This window comes from Streptomyces sp. NPDC094147 (genome assembly GCF_044764265.1).
In the GTDB taxonomy this organism is placed as follows: domain Bacteria; phylum Actinomycetota; class Actinomycetes; order Streptomycetales; family Streptomycetaceae; genus Streptomyces.
The window spans coordinates 50,207-71,746 of the sequence record NZ_JBIWHT010000023.1; the positions used below are offsets into that span (position 1 = coordinate 50,207).

Sequence of the window (21,540 nt, forward strand, 5' to 3'; positions counted from 1 at the left end):
CGCGAATGGCGCGGGCGGGACACGTTCCCCCGGTCCCGCCCGCGCCCTCCCTCTTTCGACCTCTTGCGATCTCTTTCGACCGGCCGCCGCTGCCGGCTACCAGTGGACGACGACCTTGTCGCCGATGTGGACCTGGTCGAACAGCGCGGCGATCTTGCCCTTGTCCCGGACGTTGACGCAGCCGTGCGAGGCGCCGTTGTAGCCGCGCGCCGCGAAGTCCGAGGAGTAGTGCACCGCCTGGCCGCCGCTGAAGAACATCGCGTACGGCATGGCCGTGTGGTAGATCGTCGACACGTGGTTGCGGCTCTTCTCGAAGACGCTGAAGACGCCCTCGCGGGTCGGGGTGTACTGCGAGCCGAAGCGCACGTCCATGGTCGACTGCACCTTGCCGTTGACCACCCACGACAGCGTGCGGCTGGTCTTGCTGATGCACATCACGTGGCCCGTCATACAGCGCGGATCGAGCTTGGCCGCCGGCTTGTTGACCGCCTCGCCCGCGAGTTCCTCGGCCGTCGGCTTCGTCGTCATGGCGAGGAGCCTGTTCCAGGTCACGCTGTCCGTGCTGCCCGTCTCGGCGAGCCCGCGCTTGGCCTGGAAGCCCTTGACGGCTTCGCTGGTCGCCGCGCCGTACGTGCCCGTCGGGGTGTCGTCGAACCAGCCGATCTGGGCGAGCCGCGCCTGGAGCTCCTTGACCCGGTCGCCCTTGGCGCCGTTCGCCATCACGATCTGGGGCGCGGGCTTGGCCGCGGTGGTGGCCGAGCCGCTGGGCGCGGGCGACCCGACCGGCTTGTCGTCGGTGGCGGCGGAGGCGGCCGCCGAGGGCGCGGCGGGCGACGCCGACCCGGGCGTGGCGGGTGTCGCGGGCGTACCCGCATCGGCCTTGCTGCTCTGCGGACTGCACCCCACGGCGACCGCGACGACGGCGGTCGCGGCGAGGGTTCTGGCTATGAGAGTGGTGCGGTGGATCCGGCGCATCGGTCGCCCCCCTGATTCTCTGGTGTCCCCAGAGACAGATTCCCCCGATGAACGGTTGCACAAGCAGCCGGCCGCATCGCGCACGCTGTGAGCAAGCTCCCAGCGTGCGCCTCTCCACCCGCCGCACGCCCGCCGCTACAGTCCGTCGCGAGGGTTGGGTACCAGTGAGTAGTAGAGCTCTAGCGGGAGGCACAGCACATGGCGCGCGAGTCGGAATCCGGGTTGCCCATCGAGCCGGTCTACGGACCGGAGACCCTCGCCGGATGGGATCCCGCCGAGAAACTGGGCGAGCCGGGCTCGTACCCGTTCACCCGTGGTGTGTACCCGTCGATGTACACCGGGCGCCCGTGGACGATGCGGCAGTACGCCGGTTTCGGCACCGCCGTCGAGTCCAACGCCCGCTACAAGCAGCTCATCGCGAACGGCACGATGGGCCTGTCGGTCGCCTTCGACCTGCCGACCCAGATGGGCCACGACTCGGACGCCGCGATCGCCTCCGGTGAGGTCGGCAAGGTCGGCGTCGCCATCGACTCGGTGGACGACATGCGGGTCCTGTTCGGCGGCATCCCGCTCGACAAGGTGTCGACGTCGATGACGATCAACGCCCCGGCGGCGCTGCTGCTCCTGATGTACCAACTGGTCGGCGAGGAACAGGGAGTTCCGGCCGATAAGCTCACCGGGACGATCCAGAACGACGTACTCAAGGAGTACATCGCGCGCGGGACGTACATCTTCCCGCCCAAGCCCTCGCTCCGTCTGATCGCGGACATCTTCAAGTACTGCCGGGCCGAGATCCCCAAGTGGAACACCATCTCGATCTCCGGCTACCACATGGCCGAGGCCGGCGCCTCGCCCGCGCAGGAGATCGCGTTCACGCTCGCCGACGGCATCGAGTACGTGCGCACCGCGGTCGCGGCCGGGATGGACGTGGACGACTTCGCGCCCCGCCTCTCCTTCTTCTTCGTCTCGCGCACGACGATCCTCGAAGAGGTCGCCAAGTTCCGTGCCGCGCGCCGCATTTGGGCCCGGGTGATGCGCGACGAGTTCGGCGCGAAGAACCCCAAGTCGCTGATGCTGCGCTTCCACACGCAGACCGCGGGCGTGCAGCTGACGGCCCAGCAGCCGGAGGTGAACCTGGTGCGCGTCGCCGTGCAGGGCCTCGCGGCGGTTCTCGGCGGCACCCAGTCCCTCCACACCAACTCCTTCGACGAGGCGATCGCCCTGCCGACGGACAAGAGCGCCCGGCTCGCCCTGCGCACCCAGCAGGTCCTGGCGTACGAGACCGACGTGACGGCCACCGTCGACCCCTTCGCCGGGTCGTACGTCGTGGAGCGGATGACCGACGAGGTCGAGGCGGCGGCCGTCGAACTCATGGCGAAGGTCGAGGAGTTGGGCGGCGCGGTCAACGCGATCGAGCACGGCTTCCAGAAGGGCGAGATCGAGCGCTCCGCCTACCGCATCGCCCAGGAGACCGACTCCGGCGAGCGTGTCGTGGTCGGCGTCAACCGCTTCCAGATCGAGACCGAGGACCCGTACGAGCCGCTGCGCGTCGACCCGGCGATCGAGGCCCAGCAGGCCGCCCGCCTCGCGACCCTGCGCGCCGAGCGCGACCAGGGCGCGGTGGACGCGGCGCTGGCCGAACTGAAGAAGGCGGCCGAGGGCGCGGACAACGTCCTGTACCCCATGAAGGACGCCCTCAAGGCCCGCGCCACGGTGGGCGAGGTGTGCAACGCGCTGCGCGAGGTGTGGGGGACTTACGTTCCTACGGACGCGTTCTGAGCAGGGCGAATCCCTCGAATGGGTGATCGGGGGCGGAAATCGCACGCCCCCGGTTACGCTCGTGAAGTGTGAGCTTCCGAAAAGGAGGATGCCGTGGCCGTACTGCAACACGAGCTGACGATGAGCGAAGCCGCCGACCTGCTCTCCAGTGCACTGCCTGGGCACCGCGTGGAGATTCTCCAGGGGAGGCTCGTTGTGACACCGCCGCCGGACGGCTCGCACGCACTGTCGTTGACTTGGCTGGTTGAGGCTTTTGGAGGGGCGGGGGCGCGAAAGGCCGGGCTCAGGTATGTCCAGGGCGTCGGCCTCTGGCTACCCACGCTTCCCGAGGACTTCGCGATCCCAGACTTCTCGGTCGTGGATGAGGACTTTCGCGATGCCCACGTCAAGAAGAACTACTACGCCCCGAACGTCTTCCGCTTGGTCGTCGAAGTGACGTCGTCGAACTGGTCCGACGACCTCGGCCCCAAGGTCGAGTGTTACGCCCAGGCCGGAATCCCCGTCTACCTCATCGCTGACCGCAAGCACGACGAGGTGCTCCTGTACCAGGACCCCGTCGACGGGAAGTACGCCAAGCCCCAGCACTACAAGCGCGGGCAGAGCGTGCCGGTGCCGGAATCCGTGGGCGTCGCCCTCGAACTGTCCGTGGACACCCTGCTCGACGGCGACTGATCCTCAACCCGCATCCGGCTGATGCTCAGCGGGGCGTGACCGCCGGGGTCGGCTTGCGGGACAGGGCCCGCCGGATCATCGGGGTTGCCCACCTCTCGATGTAGCGGTTGAGCAGCCAGGCGAGGAGCAGCATCGCGGCGATCGTCAGGGCGAAGGTGGCGGGGGCCGGGATGTGGAGTTTGCGGTGCAGTACGCCGACGACCACCCAGCCCAGGTGCTCGTGGACCAGGTAGAAGGGGTACGTGAGGGCGCCCGCGACCGTGAGCCAGCTCCAGTTCGCCCAGCGGAAGTAGCCGAGTGCGATCGCGCCGACCAGGAGGAAGCCGATCGTCACGATGGCGATGATCACCGGGGCCTGCCGGTTGGAGAAGGCCGCCGGGTTCGGCTTGTGCCACAGGCTCGCCACCGCGTAGTGCTGGCCGATGGCCCAGCTGACGCCGACGATGCCCCAGGCGATGAGGTCGCGCCGGTCGCGGTGCAGCAGGTACAGGCCCATGCCGCCGATGAAGAAGGGCGCGTACTCGGGCATGAACACGCTGTCCAGGACGGGCTGTTTGGCCGTCGCCGTGATCGCGGCCGCCAGTGTCCAGCCCGCGCAGAACAGGATCACGCGGCGCCGCGTCGCGCCGGGCAGGACGACGCACAGGGCGAACAGCGCGTAGAAGCGGAGCTCGGCCCAGAGCGTCCAGCACACCCCGAGCACCCGGTGCACCCCGACCGGCATCTGCAGCATGGTCAGGTTCACCAGGAACTCGCTGGGCGTGACCGTCTTGTAGACGACCCAGGGCAGCGCGAACACCGCGGTGACGATGACGAGCGCCGCCCAGTACGCCGGGTAGAGCCGGGCCACGCGGGAGGCGAAGAAGGAGCGCAGCGGCCTGCCCCAGCCGCTCATGCAGATGACGAAGCCGCTGATCACGAAGAAGATCTGCACCCCGAGGCAGCCGTAGGAGAACCACTCGTGGGTGGCGGGGAACAGCTTCTTGGGGGACGCGCCCCAGCCCTTGCTGATGTCGCCGGAGCGGCCGCCGTAGTGGTACAGCGCGACCATCAGGGCGGCGATCAGGCGCAGCCCGTCCAGGGCGCGGAGCCGGGAGACCGGGGCCGCCGCCGGAGCGCGCTCCGGCGCCTGAGACCGCCCGCCGGCGGTGCCTCGTACACGCGGCAGGGTGTTCGTCACGGCGTCCTCTTCCCGGCGGTTCCGCTGTCGCCCCTCGGGCTCTTGGCGTCGACAGAGTAGATCCGCTCCGGCCCGCAAAACGGGCCGGAGCGGTGCTGTTCCCCTGGCCGACGCGGCAAGTTCATCTGGTGCCGGGACGGGTTTGCCTGCGCGTCGGTTCACCGTCGAGCGGGGCCCGGACTCCGGGTCGGATCAAGGGCGTTCGGCGGCGCCGAGCCGGGTGAGGCAGTCGCGCAGACCGGTGGCGTCCTCGCCCGCCCAGCCCACGTAGCCGTCCGGGCGGATCAGGAAGAGGCCGCGTCCGTACGCCTCGTACGGGCCCAGCTCGTGCACCCGGACCAGGTCCGAGGCGATGGCCGGGGCCGGGGTGTCGAAGGCGAGGAGGGTGAAGTGCGGGCCGCGCAGCAGGTCGAAGATCCGGCCGCCGGGCAGCGGGCCGTCCGGGGCGCGGTCGCCCGCCTCCAGAACTCCCGCCCGGCCGGTGGACAGCGGGCCGCCGCGGTAGCCGAGGCCGAGCTGGCGGACCTCGGCGCGGCGCTGGCTGTTCTCGCCGATGAAGGCCTTGCGGTGCAGCCGCGTGCTGATGCCGAGCACCCCGGCGGCGATCGGCCGCCGCTCCTGCTCGTATGTGTCGAGAAGGCCGGCCGGGGCGCCGTGGCGGAGCACCTGGGCGAGCTTCCAGCCCAGGTTGTAGGCGTCCTGGACGCTGGTGTTGAGGCCCTGGCCGCCGGCCGGGGAGTGGATGTGCGCGGCGTCGCCCGCGAGGAAGACCCGGCCCTCGCGGTAGCGGTCGGCCAGGGCGGCACGCGGCCGGAAGTCGGAGGCCCAGACGACCTCGGCGACCTGTGCCTCGGTGACCGGGGTGCGCGCGGCGACCAGCTTGCGGACGCCTGCCGCGCCGGTGTCGGGCACGGCGTTCTCGTCGGAGAACTGGGCGATCAGCTGGAAGAGTCCGGGCTCGCCGGGCAGCGGGCAGAGCACGGCGCCGCCCTCCGAAGAGCCGTTCCACACATGCCAGTTGAGGTCGTCGACGATCGCGTCCGCGGTGATGCGGAGGTCCGCGACGAGCATCGGCTTGGGGTCCACGCTCTCCCCCTCCATGGCGATGCCGAGCGCGCGCCGGATCCCGGAGCGGCCGCCGTCCGCCGCGACGAGGTGCCGGGCGCGGACGGCGCGCCCGTCGGCGAACGCGGCCGTGACGCCCTCGTGGTCCTGGGCGATCCCGGTCACCTCGGCGCCGAAGACGACGTCGCCGCCCAGCTCGCGGAGGTGTCCGTACAGCAGCTCCTGGAAGCGGGACTGGCCGATGAGCAGGGCGTTGGCGTAGGGCTCCTGCTCGGTGGGCTCGGAGCGCTCGATCATGTCCCACTCGCGACCGCGCACGGAGCCGTCCGGGCCCTCCCAGTTGAGCATCGGCGGGTAGTCGCGCCCGGCCTGCCGTACGGCGTCGAGGAGGCCGAGGTCGTCGAGCACCTCCAGGGTGCGGGGCTGGATGCCCTTGCCGCGCGAGCCGGGGAAGAGCCGGTCGGCCTTCTCCACGAGCAGCGCGGGGACGCCGCGGCGGGCCAGGTCGATGGCGAGCACGAGGCCGGTGGGGCCGGCGCCGACGATGAGCACGTCGGTGGCGGGGGCGATGACGGGGGTCGCGGGGGACGCTTCCTTAACATCGTTAAGTTCCATGTCCATGAGCCTGCGCTTAACGGTGTTAAGTTGTCAAGGTGGCTACGACGAAGATCGACCGCGCGCAGGTCGCCGACACCGCGCTGCGGCTCCTGAACGAGCTGGGCCTCGACGGCCTGACGGTCCGCGCGATCGCGAAGGAACTGGGAGTTCAAGCGCCCGCGCTGTACTGGCACTTCAAGAACAAACAGGCCCTGCTCGACGAGATGGCGACGGTCATGTACCGGCGGCTCATGGCGGACGGCGTCCCCGGCGCCGGGGCGGACACCTGGCAGGACCTGCTCCGCGCCGTCAACCGCGCCCTGCGGACGATGCTGCTCAGCTACCGCGACGGCGCGAAGGTGTACGGAGGCGCCCGCTTCACCGGCACCGACCACGCGGAGTCCATGGAGGTCTACCTGGGCGTGATGCTCGAAGCGGGCTTCGACCTCCGTGACGCGGCTCGCGCCGCGCTGACGACGTACGCGTACACGATGGGCTTCGTGGCGGAGGAACAGGGCGCGGAGCCGCGCCCGGAGGAGCGCCGCGAGCCCGTCGACGTAACGGCCCGCGCGGCCCGCCTGTCCGCCTACCCGCTGGCCGCGGCGGCGGGACCGGAGCTGTTCGAGGCCTTCGACGAGCGGTTCGAGGAAGGGCTGGGGGTGGTGGTGGCGGGGATCGAGGCGACGTATCGGAGGCGGGGGTGAGCACGGTGGGGCCTGCGCCCCGGGTGAGCCATGGGCCGGGTGCCGGCCGGCATAGATCGGGGCGGGGGTCCGGGGGGCGGAGCCCCCGAGGGGGTGCAGGGGGCGGAGCCCCGCCGGGTCTGGGGCGGAGCCCCAGGGCTTGACCTTCCAACCCTTTGCACGGGCGGGCGGGTGGGCAGCGCTCTCGGGGTCTGGGGTGGAGCCCCAGAGGGCCGGGCCGATCAACCCCTTGCGCGGGTGGGCAATCCCCCTACGACGCGCTGGGCAGCGTGCGCCGCACCAGGGCCCTGGCCCGGCGGGCCACCCGGCGCAGTGTGGGGTTGCGGGGGATCAGCCCCGCCGGCACCGCCCCCGGCAGACCCAGCGAGGTCAGGCGCCGGCGCTTGAAGTACCGCCAGGTGTGGGCGTCGAGGTCGGCCGCCAGATACCGCTCGGCCGCACCCCGCAGATCCGGCCGCAGCTCCGCCTGCATCGCGTACCCCACCGCGCACAGCAGCCCCGCCAAGTCCACCGAGGGCGCCGCCGGGCCCGGCTCCAGGGGCGGGAGCAGTACGTCCGCGATCGTCACCGGCACCCGGTTGCTGTTCTGGTACGGCGCGAGCCGGTCCAGGAGCAGCTCGGTGCCGACCCGCGCGACCTCGATGCCGTAGAACGTCGACGCCGTGAGCAGCGCGGTGGAGAAGCAGCCCACGACGAGCGCGGGGGAGAGACGTTCGTACAGCACCTCTGCGAGCAACGGCCGCTCCAGCACCGTCAGTTGAACGCCCAGTGCCTCCGCCTCGCTCTCCAGCGCCCGCGACCGGGCGGGCGGCGCCGAGGGGTGCGGCTTGAAGACGATCCGGCGGTGGCCCCGCCCGGCCGCGCCGCGCAGCATGCGCAGATGCAGCTCCTCCTCCTGCTCCGGGGTGAGGATGGACAGCGCGGACAGGTACTGGCCCAGGAGCAGCGCCATCGGCTCGCCCCCGGCCCCCGACAGCTCCAACTCGGTCTCGGACGCGGCCAGTTCGGAGACCGTCTTCGTGAACGCCGCCGTCGGCACCGTCTCGCACGGCACCTCGAACTCGCCGAGCAGCAGCGGCTTGAGGTCCGGGACCAGGTCGAGGTGCAGCACCCGCCGCACCCGCGACCCGATCAGCGGATCCAGCTTGTTGCGGGTCGGGCCGTACGTCATCAGGCCGTCCGCGTACACGGTCAGCGGCGCGTCGGGGAAGAGCTGCGCCACCGCCTGCGCCGGGTTCACCTGGATGGATTCCAGGGCGAGTTCGATCCGGTCGTCGCCCAGGTCCCAGAGTTCCCTCAACTGCCGTTCCCACAAAGGGACATCGTCGGGCCGCGGGGACCAGCCGCCCGGGTGGAAGGGGGCGATGGTGTCGTTCCAGGAGAGCACCCCGTCGAAGCGGCTCCGCAGCCGAGCGAAGCCCGGCATGGTGTCGAGCGGGGCCGACGTCTCCGGCGCCGGCGCGTTGTTGCTGATCAGCAGCAGCCGCCGGTCCGCCGCCGGAAAGCAGTCGCTGTCGAGCGCGGCCGCCAGCGTCGCCACCCCGTACAGCGTGGACGCCGCGAAGATCTGTGTCGTACGCATCAGGCGGCAGCCCCCGCCGAGGAGCTGACCGGGCGGTGGCGCAGTCGGCGCAGCCGGGCGGCGCGGCGGGAGTCCATCGAGTTCAGCGCGTCCTTGAGAAGGTCCTGCGGCATCCGCCGCAACGCGCCCGCGCTCAGGTTCCGCAGTTTCCTCGCCACGGCCGGTTCGAACCTTTCCATCGAGCTCATATGGTGGGAAATGATCGCGCAGTAGGTCCGTACCGCTTTCGGCAGCAGCTCGGCCGCATTTCGGTCTTTCGCCGTTTCTTCGATTACTTGATCGAATGCGCGAATGAAATCGAGTTGTCGCACATCGCCGATCTGCGTCAGTGAAGAGGCGACTCCGCGCCGGTAGAAGACCCCGAGCTGTCCGGTCACCGCGAACGACTCCGCCTCGCGGTGCAGCCGCCAGATCCACGGCCGGTCCTCGGCGGTGCGCAGCCCGTCGGTGAAGTGCAGCAGCCCGCGCTCGGCGAGACGGCGGTGGTAGATCCCGGCCCAGGCGAACGCGTAGTCCACCGAGGTGGACCGGGTGGCGGGCAGGATCGCGTCCCGCGGTGACATCACTTCGCCGCGCCGGCCGTGCGGGACGCGGTGCACCGTACGCTCCTGGCCGGTCACCTGCACGTGATCGGTGCGTACGAAATCGCAGCCCAACTCCTCTATGGATGCCAGGAGTTGGGCGAAGTGGCCCGGGGCGAGCCAGTCGTCGCCGTCCAGGTAGGTCAGGTATTCGCCGCGGGCCGCGTCCAGGCCCGTATTGCGGGCCGTGGCCAGGCCGCCGTTGCGCTCGTGTCTCAGCAGCACCGCCCCCGGCAGCTCGCGCTCGGCGCGTTCGAGCAGCTCGATCGTGCCGTCCGACGAGCAGTCGTCGACGAGCAGGAACTCGAAGTCGTCGCGGGCGTTGGCACGCAGGCTTCGCAGGGTGTCGGGCGCGTATGTCCGTACGTTGTAGAACGGCACGATGACGGAGAGCTTGACCACGGCGGTGACGCTAGGGCGGCCCCGCGTCATTCGCCCTGTCCATCGGAGGGATGCCGGGTGAACGAAGAATGGCGGGACTGTTAACCGGCTCGGCCCCCCTTCTTCCGCGTCATCCGTAGTCGTGCTGTTAACCCGTTGTTGCAGTCGAGTTGGGCCGCGAACCCGCGGGGCTTTCTAGTTTCTACGGCGTGCCATCACGTACCGACTCAAGGCTGCGGATCGCGGTTCTCGCGGATTCGGACACCCGGTGGAAATGGGGTGCGCTCACCGCGCGCCGCCTCGCCGAACAGGCGCCCGGTGCCGGATCCGCCGAGCCCGAACTGACGGGCTTCCTGCTGCGCGGCCGCGCCACCCCCACCTCCCGTCAGCTCGCCGAGGTCGGGGCGTCCGCCGATGCCCTGCGCGAAGTGACGATGGGTCAATTCCTTGCAGAAGTGGGGGAGATGGCGGGTGGCGGCCGTAGAGACGCCCTCGGGCGGATACCGTACGACGTCATCGTTCTCGCGCTCGTCGGCGGGGCCGCGCAGGCGGCACTGCACGGGCTCGGCGCCCTGTGGCCGGGCCACACCCGGCGGCCCGTCGTCGTCACCGGCTATGTGGGCGTCGTCTACGAGAAGCTCGCCGACGGTCTGCTGCTGCGCCACGGCGCGGACGTGGTGCTCGCCAACTCCCGCCATGACGCGGCGCGGTTCAGGGCGGTGTACGAGGGAGTGGGCGCGGACGCGTCCGCCGTCACCGAGGCCGCACTGCCCTTCCTCGGCGGCGCCGCCTACCGGGCGGAACCCGGCCGCGACACGGTCGTCTTCGCCGCCCAGCCCTCGGTGCCTCAGAGCCGCGCCGACCGGCAGTACCTGCTGCGGCGCCTGGTCGGGCACGCCCGGCGCCACCCCGGGCGCGAGGTCGTCCTCAAGCTCCGCTCCAAGCCCGGCGAGCACACCACGCACATCGAGGAACACCCCTTCCAGAAGCTCGCCAAGGGCATGGATCCGCCGCCCAACTTCCGTCTGGCGTACGGGAACATGGGCGAGGTCCTGGACCGCGCCGACCTGCTGGTGACGGTCTCCTCGACCGCCGCCCTGGAGTCCCTGCACCGCTCGGTCCCCACGGCCGTCCTCACCGACCTCGGCGTCCGCGAAGTCCTCGGCAACCACCACTTCCTCGGCTCCGGCTGCCTCGCCTCCTGGGACCAGCTCGACGCCGGCCACCGGCCCACGCCCGACCCCGACTGGCTCGCCGCCCAGGGCGTGGCCCCGGGCGAGGCGTACCACCACGCCTTCGATCAAGTCCGTGAGCGAATGGGCGAGTTGCTGTCGAAGGAGAGCCTGCCGCCGCTGGCCCCCTACTACACCGCCGCCACCGCGCCCGGCTACCTCCCGGGCATCCTCGCCCGCCACCACCTCGCCCCCGACGGCACCCCGCTGCCGGGCGCGGCCCCCTCCACCGAACCGACCGGCCTGCGCCGGCTGATCAGGGACGCCGTGCGCGACGCGGCGCGCGGGGCCTACCGCCACGGCGTGCAGCGGGTCGCGCCCGTGATCCGCCGGATGGGAGAACTGTGATGCCGCCCGAGACGCCCCCGAAAGTCCTCGCCGTGATCCCCGCCCGGGGCGGCTCCAAAGGCGTGCCGGGCAAGAACCTCGCCCCCGTCGCGGGCGTCCCGCTCGTCGTGCGCGCGGTGCTCGCCTGCCGGTCCGCGCGGCACGTCACCGACGTCGTCGTCTCCACCGACGATCCGGCGATCGCGGCCGCGGCCCGCTCGGCCGGCGCCGAGGCCGTCAGCCGCCCGGCCGCCCTGTCCGGCGACACCGCCACCAGCGAGGCAGCCGTCCTGCACGCCCTGGACGCGTACCCGGACACCGCTGTGGTGCTGCTCGTGCAGTGCACCAGCCCCTTCCTGACCCGCGAGGACGTCGAGGGAGTGGCGGCCGCGGTGATCGAGGACGGCGCCGAGACCGCTGTCACCGTCGCGCCCTTCCACGGTTTCCTGTGGCGCGAGGACGAAGTGGGCGGCGGCCAGGGCATGGGCCACGACAAGTCGTTCCGGCCGCGCCGCCAGGACCGCCCGCAGGACTTCCTGGAGACCGGCGCCGCGTACGCCATGGACGCCGAGGGCTTCCGCAGGCACCGGCACCGCTTCTTCGGCCGCACCGCGCTCGTCCGCACCGACCCCGCGCGCGTCCTGGAGATCGACGAGCCGCACGACCTGGAACGGGCCCGCGCCCTCGCCCCGGTCCTCGACCGCCCGCCCACCCCGACCTGCGACGACGTGGACGCGGTCGTCCTCGACTTCGACGGCACCCAGACCGACGACAAGGTGCTCATCGACTCCGAGGGCCGCGAACTCGTCGCCGTGCACCGGGGCGACGGCCTCGGCATCGCCGCCCTGCGCCGGGCCGGGCTCAAGCTGCTCATCCTGTCCACCGAGCAGAACCCCGTCGTCGCCGCCCGCGCCCGCAAGCTCAAGATCCCGGTGCTGCACGGCATCGGCCGCAAGGACCTCGCCCTCAAGCAGTGGTGCGAGGACGAGGGCGTCGACCCGCAGCGCGTGCTCTACGCCGGCAACGACGTCAACGACCTGCCCTGCTTCGCGCTCGCCGGATGGCCGGTGGCCGTCGGCAGCGCCCATGACTCGGTGCGCGCCGCCGCGCGCGCCGTGACCCGCACACCCGGCGGCGAAGGAGCGGTCCGCGAGATCGCCGCCTGGCTCCTCGGACCCGAGCTCGACCACACCCCGCAGCGCCACCACACCCCCGCTTAGGTAAGGAAACACCCTCATGAGCAACCGTCTGCGCACCCTCGGCAGCCGCACCGCGGGACCGGGCCGCCCCGTCTACATCACCGGCGAGATCGGCATCAACCACAACGGCGACCTCGACAAGGCGCTCGCCCTGATCGACGCCGCCGCCGACGCGGGCTGCGACGCGGTCAAGTTCCAGAAGCGCACCCCGGAGATCTGCACCCCGCGCGACCAGTGGGACATCGAGCGGGACACCCCCTGGGGCCGGATGACGTACATCGACTACCGCCACCGGGTGGAGTTCGGCGAGGACGAGTACCGCACCATCGACGCGCACTGCGAGCAGCGCGGCATCGACTGGTTCGCCTCGCCGTGGGACACCGAGGCCGTCGCCTTCCTGGAGAAGTTCGACGTGCCGGCCCACAAGGTGGCCTCCGCCTCGCTCACCGACGACGAGCTGCTCCGCGCCCTGCGCGCCACGGGACGTACGGTCATCCTCTCGACCGGCATGTCGACCCCGAAGCAGATCCGCCACGCGGTGGAGGTGCTCGGCAGCGACAACATCCTTCTGTGCCACGCCACTTCGACCTACCCGGCCAAGGCCGAGGAGCTCAACCTGCGCGTGATCAACAGCCTGATGGCCGAGTACCCCAACGTGCCGATCGGCTACAGCGGCCACGAGACGGGCCTGCAGACCACGCTGGCCGCGGTCGCCCTCGGCGCCGCCTTCGTCGAGCGCCACATCACCCTCGACCGTGCCATGTGGGGCTCCGACCAGGCCGCCTCCGTCGAGCCCGGCGGCCTCACCCGCCTGGTCCGCGACATCCGCACCATCGAGGCGGCGCTCGGCGACGGCGTCAAGAAGGTGTACGACTCCGAGCTCGCGCCGATGAAGAAGCTGCGCCGGGTCGCCGGAGTCGTCGCCCAGGCGGAGGCCGCCGACCGCGCTCCGGCCGCGGTCTGAGGGGGCGGGCCCGCCGTGCCTCGGGACGCCTCCGCCACCGTCGCCTTCGTGGAGAGCCCGGTCCAGCTGCTCAACGTCCTGGAGTGGGCCCACTCACCGGGCCCGCTGCTGGACGGCGTACCCGCGCAGGAGCGTCCCGGGGCGCCGGACCTGTCCGGGCTGACCGTGGTGGTGCTCTCGCCCACCGACCCGATGTCGCGCGGCCAGCTGCGCCGGATGGCGGAACTCGCCCGCGACGCGGGCACGAAGGTGCGCTGGGAGGAGGCCCGGGGTGGGCTCACGGCCCCCCTCCACACGATCGGCGGGCTCACCCCGATGCTGCGGCGCGCCCAGCGGATCGTCATGGGCGACCCGTTCTCGCGCTACGTACAGCTGCTGCTCACCGTCACCCGCGCCCATGACCTGGTGGTCGTGGACGACGGCACGGCCACGATGGAGTTCGTCTCCCAACTCGCCCGTGGCGAACGGCTGGTGCGCTGGCACCGGCGGGGCAGCCGGGCCGGCGCCCGCGACCTCCTCTTCGCGCCGGTCGCCGCCGCGGCCCGCCGACGGCTCACCCCCTCGCGGCGCCGCGCCGTCGAGGTGTTCAGCGCGATGCCGGTCGAGGCGGCGGACGGCATCACCGTCACCCCCAACACCTTCGGCTGGACGCGCGCGAACTTCGGGCCGCCGCGGCTCACCAAGGGCGCCGACCTGGTGGGGACTTCGCTGGTGGAGACCGGCATAGTGGACCCCGAGCGTTATCTCGCCGCGGTCGGCCGGCTGGCCCGTACGCACGGCGTGACCCGCTACTTCGCGCACCGCCGCGAGTCCGCCGAGAAGCTGCGCACCCTGCACGCGCGCACCGGCCTGGAGATCGTCCGACCGGACCTGCCGCTCGAACTCATAGCGCGCCGGGGGCCGGTGGGCCGTACGATCCTGAGCTTTCCCTCCACCGTCGTCCACACGCTGCCCCTCGCGCTCGCGGGCACGAGCGTCTCTGTCGTGGTCTGCGACATCGATCCGGAGTGGCTCACCGACAAGGCCTCGCCGCGCGCGCAGGGCTTCCTGGACGGGGTGACGGGGACCGCGCGGGACGCCCACGGGCTCGCCACGGTGGCGGCCTGAGCGTCCAAGGGCGGGTCCGTCGGCAGTCGGAGGAGTTTACCCAGCTGTCACACGGGCCATGCGCCCCGCGGCCGGTTTTCTTCCCCTATGCGGCTGAACTTTTGTTGATCGCGCGTTAGTTGACCCTCGCAGAGGCCTACCCTCAACGAGTGAACCAGTTGATGTCCCGCGAGTCCGAAGCCGATCTGCCCGGCGAAGAGCCGCTGCCCGGGACGCTGAGCGAGGCCCTGTTCGGCGAACTCGTCGCCTTCCGCCGGGACTTGCACATGCACCCCGAGCTCGGCAACCAGGAGTTCCGGACCACCGCCGCGATCAAGGCCCGCCTCGAAGCGGCCGGCCTCAAGCCCCGCGTCCTGCCCTCCGGCACCGGTCTCATCTGCGACGTCGGCAGCCCGGACCGCAAGCGGCCGATGCTGGCGATCCGCGCGGACATCGACGCCCTGCCCATCCCCGACGCCAAGACCGGCGTGCCCTACCGCTCCACGGTCCCCGACCGCGCCCACGCCTGCGGCCACGACGTGCACACCACCACCGTCCTCGGCACCGGCCTCGTCCTCGCCGAGCTGCACCGCAAGGGCCGCCTCCCCGCGCCCGTGCGGCTGCTCTTCCAGCCCGCCGAGGAGGTGCTGCCCGGCGGCGCCGCGGACGCCATCGAGGCGGGCGTCCTGGACGGTGTGGGCCGGATCGTCGCGGTGCACTGCGACCCGCGCGTCGACGCCGGCCGGATCGGGCTGCGCACCGGCGCCATCACCTCCGCCTGCGACCGCCTGGAGGTCGCGCTTGACGGCCCCGGCGGCCACACCGCCCGCCCGCACCTCACCACCGACCTGGTGACCGCCGTCGCCCGGGTCGCCGCCGACGTGCCCGCGCTGCTCGCCCGCCGCATCGACGCGCGCGCCGGGCTCTCCCTCACCTGGGGCCGCATCGAGGCCGGTCACGCCTGCAACGTCATCCCGATGCACGCCGAGCTGGCCGGTACGGTGCGCTGCCTGGAGCTCTCCGCGTGGCGCGACGCGCCCGACCTCGTACACGCCGCGATCGACGAAGTGGCCACCCTGTACGGCGCCAAATCGGAGATCAACTACGTCCGCGGAGTGCCCCCGGTCGTCAACGATCCGGCCGTCACCGAACTGCTGCACGACGCGATGGCGGCGCGCCGGGGACCGTATGCGATCGAGGACACGGAGCAGTCACTGGGCGGTGAGGACTTTTCGTGGTACCTGGAGCATGTACCTGGGGCGATGGCCCGCCTCGGGGTCCGTACGCCCGGCTCGAACGCCCGGCTTGACCTCCATCGGGGTGATTTCGACGCGGACGAAGCCGCCATCAAGGTCGGGGTGGAGCTGTTCACCGCCGCCGCGCTGCTCGACGGCAACCGCTCGTAACCGGACACTTCATCCCCTGTTCGCGACGATCCGATAACGGCTTCCGAACAGGTCTTTACGCGACATCTACGCGCGTTACGATCCGACGCGAAACCAGCGCCGGTAGGGGCGCCTCGGTTCAGGTTTGAAGGGACCTCCTCTTGCGCCGGGTATCCAAGATCGCTGCGGCCGGTATCGCCACCGCCGCGCTCGCGCTTTCCGCCACCGCGTGTGGCTCCACGTCCTCCCAGAAGGAATCGGGCACCTCTTCCTCCGCTGCGGGCGGCAAGGGCGTCAAGGTCGGTGTCGCGTACGACGTCGGCGGCCGTGGCGACCACTCGTTCAACGACTCCGCCGCGCGCGGCATCGACAAGGCCAAGTCGGAGTTCGGCGGTGACGTCAAGGAGCTGACCGCCAAGACCACCGACACCGAGGCCGACCGCGTCCAGCGGCTGACCGACCTCGCGGGTGCGGGCTACAACCCGGTCATCGGCATCGGCTACGCCTACGCGAACTCGATGAAGCAGGTCGCCGCCAAGTACCCCAACGTGACCTTCGGCATCGTGGACTCCGTCGTGGAGGGCCCGAAGAACGTCGACAACATCGTCTTCACCGAGGAGCAGGGCTCCTACCTCGCGGGTGTCGCCGCGGCGCTGAAGACCAAGACGGGCCACGTCGGCTTCATCGGCGGTGTGGACGTCCCCCTGATCAAGAAGTTCGAGGCGGGCTTCAACCAGGGCGTCAAGGACACCAAGCCGGACGTCAAGATCGAGAACCAGTACCTGTCGCACGGCTCGGACACCTCCGGCTTCGCCAGCCCCGACAAGGGCAAGGCCGCCGCCCAGGGCATGCTCGACAACGGCGCCGACGTCGTCTACACCGCGGCCGGCTCCTCCGGCACCGGTGCGATCGAGGCCGTCGCGGGCAAGAAGGGCGCCTGGGCGATTGGTGTCGACTCCGACCAGTACCAGCAGGCCTCGCTCGCCAAGTACAAGGACTCGATCCTGACCTCGGTCGTCAAGAACGTCGACATCGGCGTCTACGACCTGGTCAAGTCCGTCAAGGACGGCAAGCCGCTGGTCGGCACCAACAGCTACCCGCTGGCCAAGGGCGGCGTTTCGCTCGCCACCAGCGGTGGCTTCATCGCCGACATCAAGCCGCAGCTCGACGCGGCCACGAAGAAGATCGTCGACGGCACCATCAAGGTCAAGACGACCCCGTGACCCCCGGCGGTCCCCGACCGCCCTCGTCACATCCGGCCCGGTGAGCAGGGACCGCCCTGCCCACCGGGCCGTAACGAAGTGTCAACTCTACGCGCGTAGGCCGGAGTTGGCGCGCCAGGAGTGTGCTGAACTACTACGCCGGGAGCCCGGCATGGAACTCCAGTACGCTTCCCGGCTTCCCCGGAAGCTCCCCGCCCCCCTGCTCCTGCCCACGAGGAGAGTGCGCCATCAACGCGTCCAGCCCTCCCGCCGTCGAACTGCGCGGCATCACCAAACGATTCCCCGGTGTCGTCGCCAACAAGGACATCGACATCACCGTCCGCAAGGGCACCGTGCACGCCCTGTGCGGTGAGAACGGCGCCGGCAAGTCGACCCTGATGAAGATCCTCTACGGCATGCAGAAGCCGGACGAGGGCACCATCACCATCGACGGCACCCAGGCCTCCTTCGCCAGCCCCGCCGACGCCATCGCGCTCGGGATCGGCATGGTCCACCAGCACTTCATGCTGGCCGACAACCTCACCGTCCTGGAGAACGTCGTCCTCGGCGGCGAGAAGCTGTACGGAATCGGCGCCAGGGCCCGCAACAAGATCAAGGAGATCTCGGACGCGTACGGCCTCGGGGTCCGCCCGGACGTACTGGTCGAGGACCTCGGCGTCGCCGACCGCCAGCGCGTGGAGATCCTCAAGGTCCTCTACCGCGGCGCGCGCACCCTCATCCTCGACGAGCCGACCGCCGTCCTGGTCCCGCAGGAGGTCGAGGCGCTCTTCGACAACCTGCGCGAGCTCAAGGCCGAGGGCCTCACCGTCATCTTCATCTCGCACAAGCTGGGCGAGGTGCTCTCGGTCGCCGACGAGATCACGGTGATCCGGCGCGGCACCACGGTGGGCACCGCCGACCCCCGTACGACCACCACCAAGCAGCTCGCCGAGCTGATGGTGGGCAGCGAGCTGCCCTCGCCCGAGACCCGCGAGTCGACGGTCACCACGGTCCCGATGCTCCAGGTCGACGACCTGAGGCTGGCGGCCACCGACCCCGACGGCGTGGTCCGCGAGGTGCTCTCCTCGGTCTCCTTCACCATCCACAAGGGCGAGGTCCTCGGCATCGCCGGCGTCGAGGGCAACGGCCAGGCCGAACTGGTCGAGGCCATCATGGGCATGCGCATCCCGGACGGCGGTGTCATCACGCTCGACGCCACCGACATCTCGACGGCCCCGACCCGCAAGCGGCGCGAGGGCGGCATCGGGTACATCCCCGAGGACCGCCACCGCCACGGCCTGCTCCTGGAGGCCCCGCTCTGGGAGAACCGCATCCTCGGCCACGTCACCGAGAAGCCCAACTCCAAGGGCCCGCTCCTCGACAACAAGGCCGCCCGGAGCGACACCGAGCGGATCGTGCGCGAGTACGACGTGCGCACCCCCGGCATCGAGGTCACCGCGGCGTCCCTGTCCGGCGGCAACCAGCAGAAGCTGATCGTCGGCCGCGAGATGAGCCACCACCCCAAGCTGCTGATCGCCGCGCACCCCACCCGGGGCGTGGACGTCGGCGCCCAGGCGCAGATCTGGGACCAGATCCGCGAGGCCCGCATCGAAGGCCTCGCCGTGCTGCTGATCTCCGCCGACCTGGACGAGCTGATCGGCCTGTCCGACACCCTGCGGGTGATGTACCGGGGCCGTCTGGTCGCCGACGCCGACCCCGCCACGATCACCCCCGAGGAACTGGGCTCCGCCATGACCGGTGCCGCCAGCGGCCACCTGGAGCACCAGCAGAACACTGGGGGAGAGGACCGATGAAGAAGCTCACCTCCCGCATCGACAAGGAGAAGCTGCTCCTCGCGATCGCGGCCCCCGTGCTCGCGCTCGTCGCGGCCCTTGTCGTCACCGCCCTGGTCATCCTCGCCACCGGCAGGAACCCGTTCCCGGCCTTCAACGACATGCTGTCGTACGGCTCGGCGAGCGACAGCCAGGTCTACATCCTCAACAAGGCGACGACGTACTACCTGGCGGGCATCGCGGTGGCCATCGGCTTCCGGATGAACCTCTTCAACATCGGCGTCGACGGCCAGTACCGCCTGGCGGCCTTCCTCGCCGCGGTGGTCGGCGGCGCGCTCAGCCTGCCCGGCATCCTGCAGATCCCGGTCATCATCGTCGTCGCCATGATCGTCGGCGCGATGTGGTCGGCGGTCGCGGGCATCCTGAAGGTCACCCGGGGCGTCAGCGAGGTCATCTCGACCATCATGCTGAACGCCATCGCGACCGCGATCATCGCCTATCTGCTCCAGCCCGAGCGCCTGGGCCAGCTCGACCAGGCCGGCACGCTGGTCTCCACCAAGCCGCTGCCCAGCTCCTCGTGGTTCTTCACCCTGAACATGGGCCTGGCCGGACAGCTGTGGGGCTTCATCGTCGTCGCCGTACTCGTCGGCGTCGCGTACTGGTTCACCCTCGGCCGCACCCGCTTCGGGTTCGACCTGCGGGCCGTCGGCCAGTCCGAGTCCGCGGCCGCCGCGAGCGGTGCCAACGTCAAGAAGATGATCATCACCAGCATGATCATCTCGGGTGCGGTGGCCGGTCTGGTCGGCATGCCGACGCTGCTCAACGACAGCCACCAGTTCGACAACAGCTTCCCGCTCGGACTCGGCTTCACGGGCATCGCGATCGCCCTGCTCGGCCGCAACCACCCGGTGGGCGTCGCGCTCGCCGCGCTGCTCTGGGGCTACCTGGAGCGCACCACCGGCCACTTCGAAGTGATCGGTTACGACAAGGAGATCCTCGGCGTGATCCAGGGCGTCATCGTCCTGTGCGTCGTGATCGCCTACGAACTCGTCCGCCGTTACGGCCTCAAGCGCCAGCAGCAGCGCGTCGGCGCGGAGCTCGCGGCCCAGGCCGCCAAGACCGAGACGGAGGTGACGGCATGAGCGTCACGACCGAAACGACCACGACCCCACCGCCTCCGGCCGGGTCCAAGCGGGGCAACGCCCAGCGCAAGTTCTCCCTCGCGCAGGTCCTGCTGATCATCGCGGGCGCGCTGATCCTCGTCTCCGCCGTACGCGTCATCACCGGCGCCGAGCAGCTCACCAGCGAGGGCCAGATCAGTGCCGCGCTCGGCCTCGCCGTGCCGATCGGCCTGGCCGGTCTCGCGGGCCTGTGGTCCGAGCGGGCCGGCGTGGTCAACATCGGCCTCGAAGGCATGATGATCCTCGGCACCTTCGGGGCCGGCTGGGTCGGCTGGCAGTCCAGCCCCTGGCTCGGCCTGATCGCCGGTATCGGCTTCGGCGTCGTCGGCGGTCTCATCCACGCGGTCGCCACCATCACCTTCGGCGTCGACCACATCGTCTCCGGTGTCGCGATCAACCTGCTCGCGCTCGGCGTGACGCAGTACCTCGCCAAGCTGTTCTTCAACGGCGGCGAAGCCCAGGTCAAGGGCGGCAACCCCAAGCAGTCGCCGCCGGCCGACTCGCTGCCGAGCTTCACCATCCCGGGCCTGTCCTCCGGTCTGGAGTCGATCCAGAACCACCACTGGTTCCTCCTCTCCGACATCGCGGGCATCCTCGGCGGCCTGGTCACCGAGGTCTCCTGGGTGACCGTCATCGCCGTGGCGCTCTTCGTCGCCAGCTGGTGGCTGCTGTGGAAGACCGCCTTCGGTCTGCGGCTGCGCTCCTGCGGCGAGAACCCGATCGCGGCCGAGTCGCTCGGTGTGAACGTGTACTCCTACAAGTACGCGGCGGTCGCCGTTTCCGGCGGTCTGGCCGGCCTCGGCGGCGCGTTCCTGGCGCTCGTCACCTCGCACATCTACCTGGAGGGCCAGACCGGCGGCCGAGGCTACATCGGCCTCGCCGCGATGATCTTCGGCAACTGGCGTCCGGGCGGACTCGCCATGGGCGCGGGCCTGTTCGGCTTCTCCGACGCGCTCCAGCTGCGCAACGGCGGCACCACCGTGCACGCCCTGCTGCTCCTTCTCGTCGTCCTGCTCGCCGCCCTCGCGGGCTGGAAGCTGTACAAGAAGGCGATGCTCCAGGCCGCGATCAGCGCGGTGATGGCCGTGGTCATCCTGGTCTGGTACCTGCTGACCAACGACGTGCCCGGCGACTTCGTCGGCGCGACCCCGTACGTCGTGACGCTGCTCGTGCTGTCGCTCTCCGCCCAGCGCCTGCGGATGCCCAAGGCGGACGGCATGCGCTACCGGAAGGGCCAGGGCAAGTGACGCCCGACTGGGAGGCGCTGCGCACGGCCGCGCGCGAGGCCATGTCCCGCGCGTACGCGCCGTACTCGGGCTACCCGGTCGGCGCGGCCGCCCTGGTCGAGGACGGGCGCACCGTCACCGGCTGCAACGTCGAGAACGCCTCGTACGGCATCGGGCTGTGCGCCGAATGCGGTCTGGTCTCGGCGCTCCAGCTGTCCGGCGGCGGCCGGCTGACGCACTTCACCTGTGTCGACGGCCGCGGCGAGGTGCTGGTGCCGTGCGGCCGGTGCCGCCAGCTGCTCTTCGAATTCGGCGGTCCGGAGCTCCTGTTGGAGACCCCGGCGGGTGTCCTCAAGCTGTCGGACATGCTGCCCCAGGCCTTCGGCCCGGACCACCTGAAGTAACCCCGCGGCCCCTGCGCTCCCTGCG

General features: G+C 70.9%; 18 protein-coding genes. 13 read left to right on the plus strand and 5 right to left on the minus strand.

All coding sequences use genetic code 11. The annotated features are described in order from the left end of the window. Positions 1–96: 96 nt before the first annotated feature. Positions 97–975, minus strand: coding sequence for a L,D-transpeptidase family protein (locus tag ACIQ8J_RS27195; RefSeq protein WP_403268695.1), 879 nt, complete (start codon positions 973–975; stop codon positions 97–99). Between the two features lie 198 nt (positions 976–1,173). Between ACIQ8J_RS27195 and ACIQ8J_RS27200 the strand changes: the two genes are divergently transcribed. Then, the gene (locus tag ACIQ8J_RS27200) at positions 1,174–2,754 is read left to right on the plus strand and encodes a methylmalonyl-CoA mutase (RefSeq protein ID WP_403268697.1); all 1,581 of its coding nucleotides are present in this window, start codon (positions 1,174–1,176) and stop codon (positions 2,752–2,754) included. A gap of 93 nt (positions 2,755–2,847) precedes the next feature. Further along, the gene (locus tag ACIQ8J_RS27205) at positions 2,848–3,426 is read left to right on the plus strand and encodes a Uma2 family endonuclease (RefSeq protein WP_403268700.1); all 579 of its coding nucleotides are present in this window, start codon (positions 2,848–2,850) and stop codon (positions 3,424–3,426) included. A 25-nt stretch (positions 3,427–3,451) separates the two neighbouring features. Here ACIQ8J_RS27205 and ACIQ8J_RS27210 read toward each other — a convergent pair whose 3' ends face one another. Both ACIQ8J_RS27210 and ACIQ8J_RS27215 read right to left on the minus strand, forming a co-directional pair. Continuing rightward, positions 3,452–4,606, minus strand: a complete 1,155-nt coding sequence (locus ACIQ8J_RS27210) for an acyltransferase family protein (RefSeq protein WP_403268703.1) — start codon at positions 4,604–4,606, stop codon at positions 3,452–3,454. Positions 4,607–4,798: 192 nt separating this feature from the next. After that, on the minus strand, positions 4,799–6,286 hold the full coding sequence (locus tag ACIQ8J_RS27215) for an FAD-dependent monooxygenase (protein ID WP_403268706.1): 1,488 nt from the start codon (positions 6,284–6,286) through the stop codon (positions 4,799–4,801). Positions 6,287–6,324: 38 nt separating this feature from the next. Between ACIQ8J_RS27215 and ACIQ8J_RS27220 the strand changes: the two genes are divergently transcribed. Next, entirely contained in the window at positions 6,325–6,972 is a 648-nt protein-coding gene (locus ACIQ8J_RS27220) for a TetR/AcrR family transcriptional regulator C-terminal domain-containing protein (protein WP_403268709.1), read from the plus strand. 250 nt (positions 6,973–7,222) lie between these two features. Here the strand turns inward: ACIQ8J_RS27220 and ACIQ8J_RS27225 are convergent, their stop codons facing one another. Together ACIQ8J_RS27225 and ACIQ8J_RS27230 are read right to left on the minus strand one after the other, a co-directional pair. Then, complete coding sequence (locus tag ACIQ8J_RS27225; protein WP_403268711.1) at positions 7,223–8,554, minus strand: alpha-2,8-polysialyltransferase family protein; 1,332 nt, start codon at positions 8,552–8,554, stop codon at positions 7,223–7,225. Next, the gene (locus tag ACIQ8J_RS27230; RefSeq protein WP_403268714.1) at positions 8,554–9,537 is read right to left on the minus strand and encodes a glycosyltransferase family 2 protein; all 984 of its coding nucleotides are present in this window, start codon (positions 9,535–9,537) and stop codon (positions 8,554–8,556) included. Before ACIQ8J_RS27230 ends, ACIQ8J_RS27225 begins: the two co-directional genes overlap by 1 nt. A 188-nt stretch (positions 9,538–9,725) precedes the next feature. On the opposite strand from ACIQ8J_RS27230, the gene ACIQ8J_RS27235 reads away from it, so the two are divergent. From ACIQ8J_RS27235 to ACIQ8J_RS27280, 10 genes are all read left to right on the plus strand, one after another. Beyond that, the gene (locus ACIQ8J_RS27235) at positions 9,726–11,096 is read left to right on the plus strand and encodes a DUF6716 putative glycosyltransferase (protein ID WP_403268717.1); all 1,371 of its coding nucleotides are present in this window, start codon (positions 9,726–9,728) and stop codon (positions 11,094–11,096) included. After that, positions 11,096–12,295, plus strand: a complete 1,200-nt coding sequence (locus tag ACIQ8J_RS27240) for a cytidylyltransferase domain-containing protein (RefSeq protein ID WP_403268720.1) — start codon at positions 11,096–11,098, stop codon at positions 12,293–12,295. The genes ACIQ8J_RS27235 and ACIQ8J_RS27240 overlap by 1 nt, the downstream gene beginning before the upstream one ends. A gap of 16 nt (positions 12,296–12,311) precedes the next feature. Beyond that, a complete protein-coding gene (locus ACIQ8J_RS27245) occupies positions 12,312–13,238 on the plus strand; it encodes an N-acetylneuraminate synthase family protein (RefSeq protein WP_403268722.1) in 927 nt (308 codons plus the stop codon). 15 nt (positions 13,239–13,253) lie between these two features. Beyond that, a complete protein-coding gene (locus tag ACIQ8J_RS27250) occupies positions 13,254–14,345 on the plus strand; it encodes a hypothetical protein (protein ID WP_403268725.1) in 1,092 nt (363 codons plus the stop codon). Between the two features lie 161 nt (positions 14,346–14,506). Further along, a complete protein-coding gene (locus ACIQ8J_RS27255) occupies positions 14,507–15,730 on the plus strand; it encodes an amidohydrolase (protein ID WP_403268858.1) in 1,224 nt (407 codons plus the stop codon). A gap of 140 nt (positions 15,731–15,870) precedes the next feature. Further along, positions 15,871–16,932, plus strand: coding sequence for a BMP family protein (locus ACIQ8J_RS27260; RefSeq protein ID WP_403268727.1), 1,062 nt, complete (start codon positions 15,871–15,873; stop codon positions 16,930–16,932). Between the two features lie 227 nt (positions 16,933–17,159). Further along, positions 17,160–18,725, plus strand: a complete 1,566-nt coding sequence (locus tag ACIQ8J_RS27265; protein WP_403268861.1) for an ABC transporter ATP-binding protein — start codon at positions 17,160–17,162, stop codon at positions 18,723–18,725. Next, positions 18,722–19,846, plus strand: a complete 1,125-nt coding sequence (locus tag ACIQ8J_RS27270; RefSeq protein WP_403268730.1) for an ABC transporter permease — start codon at positions 18,722–18,724, stop codon at positions 19,844–19,846. Before ACIQ8J_RS27265 ends, ACIQ8J_RS27270 begins: the two co-directional genes overlap by 4 nt. After that, positions 19,843–21,132: an ABC transporter permease gene (locus ACIQ8J_RS27275; RefSeq protein WP_403268733.1), complete on the plus strand. Its 1,290-nt coding sequence runs from the start codon at positions 19,843–19,845 to the stop codon at positions 21,130–21,132. Before ACIQ8J_RS27270 ends, ACIQ8J_RS27275 begins: the two co-directional genes overlap by 4 nt. Next, positions 21,129–21,515 carry a cytidine deaminase gene (locus ACIQ8J_RS27280; RefSeq protein ID WP_403268736.1) on the plus strand — a complete coding sequence of 129 codons (387 nt, stop codon included), beginning with the start codon at positions 21,129–21,131 and terminating at the stop codon, positions 21,513–21,515. The genes ACIQ8J_RS27275 and ACIQ8J_RS27280 overlap by 4 nt, the downstream gene beginning before the upstream one ends. Positions 21,516–21,540 lie beyond the last annotated feature (25 nt).

Bases quoted from the DNA above. Each gene is read 5' to 3' on its own strand.
- ACIQ8J_RS27270 (WP_403268730.1), top strand. From the start codon at position 18,722: ATGAAGAAGCTCACCTCCCGCATCGACAAGGAGAAGCTGCTCCTCGCG.
- ACIQ8J_RS27240 (WP_403268720.1), top strand. From the start codon at position 11,096: ATGCCGCCCGAGACGCCCCCGAAAGTCCTCGCCGTGATCCCCGCCCGG.
- ACIQ8J_RS27195 (WP_403268695.1), bottom strand. From the start codon at position 975: ATGCGCCGGATCCACCGCACCACTCTCATAGCCAGAACCCTCGCCGCG.
- ACIQ8J_RS27225 (WP_403268711.1), bottom strand. From the start codon at position 8,554: ATGCGTACGACACAGATCTTCGCGGCGTCCACGCTGTACGGGGTGGCG.
- ACIQ8J_RS27245 (WP_403268722.1), top strand. From the start codon at position 12,312: ATGAGCAACCGTCTGCGCACCCTCGGCAGCCGCACCGCGGGACCGGGC.
- ACIQ8J_RS27200 (WP_403268697.1), top strand. From the start codon at position 1,174: ATGGCGCGCGAGTCGGAATCCGGGTTGCCCATCGAGCCGGTCTACGGA.
- ACIQ8J_RS27275 (WP_403268733.1), top strand. From the start codon at position 19,843: ATGAGCGTCACGACCGAAACGACCACGACCCCACCGCCTCCGGCCGGG.
- ACIQ8J_RS27215 (WP_403268706.1), bottom strand. From the start codon at position 6,286: ATGGAACTTAACGATGTTAAGGAAGCGTCCCCCGCGACCCCCGTCATC.
- ACIQ8J_RS27255 (WP_403268858.1), top strand. From the start codon at position 14,507: ATGTCCCGCGAGTCCGAAGCCGATCTGCCCGGCGAAGAGCCGCTGCCC.